Consider the following 1,479-nt stretch of genomic DNA (forward strand, 5'->3'; position numbering starts at 1 on the left):
TGACGATGCCCTCCACCTTCTCTGCGCCCTCCGCCGAGGAATGCACCGTGCCGGTCAGCTCTTCAATGGCTGCTGCGGTTTCCTCCAGCGTCGCAGCCTGGCTCTCGGTCCGTTGAGACAGGTCGCTGGCGGACTTGGAAATCTCTTCCGCAGTGCGCCCGACAGCTTCGGAGACTTGCGTCACGGCGCCCATCGCTGTTCCAAGCTGCTCCGCCGAGCGGTTGAACGCCTCACCCAGCGCGGCGATGTCCGCCTGATCGGACAGTTTGACCCGGAAGCCCAGATCCCCCTGGCTCATCGCGTCCAGCCCCTTGGCGATTTCCTGCAGCCCAAGACGGCGCACCGTTACATCAGTGGCCACTTTGACCACCCTTTCCACTGTGCCATCCGCGTTTTCAACCGGAGCATAGGTCGCTTGGATCCAAATGGTGGCGCCGTCCTTGGTCACCCGCGGGAACTGATCGGTGAACACACGGCCAGCGGCCAGGTCTTTCCAGAATGACTTATATTCCGCACCCGCGGCTATTTCAGGCGCCACAAACATCGAATGATGCCGGCCCGCGATTTCTTCCAGCCGGTATCCCAATGCAGCAAGAAAATTGCCGTTTGCGGTCAGAATTGTGCCGTCCGGTTTAAATTGAATTGTCGCCTGGGTGCGATCGACCATACCGGCAATAATCCTGGCACCGCTGTCCTGCTCTGCGGGCCTGGACGCTTTGAATTTGAAAAACAATGAATTTCTCCGCGCGTTCCTGATTCTCGATGGCTCGCGCCGAAAGTACCGTGAAACCAACAGAAAATTCTTAACGTCCCTGGATACATGCGCCTAGGTGTTCAGCCCCGGCATCTGGCGGATCGGATCCTTTATGAACCTGTTTGGATCTGAAGTGCAAATCTTGCAGACGCACCCATATGGCGTGCGTGCTGAGTGTTTTGAGACGGCAGCATATCCAGGGCTCGGAGCAATTCTGCGAACCCACTTGCATTCCGCACCTTGAGCGTTTGATTGAGGACATCGTTTGAACCGAAGGACCGATTGCTGTGACAGGTCCGCACCGATTTTGGTCGACATCAATTATGGTTGACTGTCTTGCAGTTGGCAGGCCGAACGGGGACGGCGTCGCAAATTTCAGCCTACTCCCTGCAATTAGCGTCCTGCCAAGCCCCTGGTCACTGCCCTTGGCCAGTTTGGGTTCCCTGGCCGGTTCACGGCGGATTACGGATTATCTGCCGCCTCCGACAATGTCAGCAACGAAACCAGATCCGCCTTGTTTCTGATCAGATCGGCGACGGTGCTGCGGTCAAGGGCACTCAGAAACGCATTGACCGCTTCAGCAAAGACCCCTGGAAGCCCGCATTGGGGCTGGATCAGACATTCTCCGCAATTGGCAACTTCGAAGCTTTCCTCCATGCTCCGTACGACTTGCCCCACATTGATTTCGCTGGCGGCCTGTCCGAGCTTGATGCCGCCGTAGCGGC

2 protein-coding genes are annotated in these 1,479 nt (G+C 57.6%); both read right to left on the reverse strand.

Annotation, left to right across the window (positions count from 1 at the left end):
• Positions 1-667, reverse strand: a 667-nt coding sequence (locus A2I95_RS37325) for a PAS domain-containing methyl-accepting chemotaxis protein (protein ID WP_291737502.1), incomplete at its 3' end; no start/stop codon positions are given.
• A gap of 549 nt (positions 668-1,216) precedes the next feature.
• Positions 1,217-1,479, reverse strand: a 263-nt coding sequence (locus tag A2I95_RS37330) for an Rrf2 family transcriptional regulator (RefSeq protein ID WP_291737503.1), incomplete at its 5' end; no start/stop codon positions are given.

The sequence above is a fragment of the Leisingera sp. F5 genome (assembly GCF_001593695.1).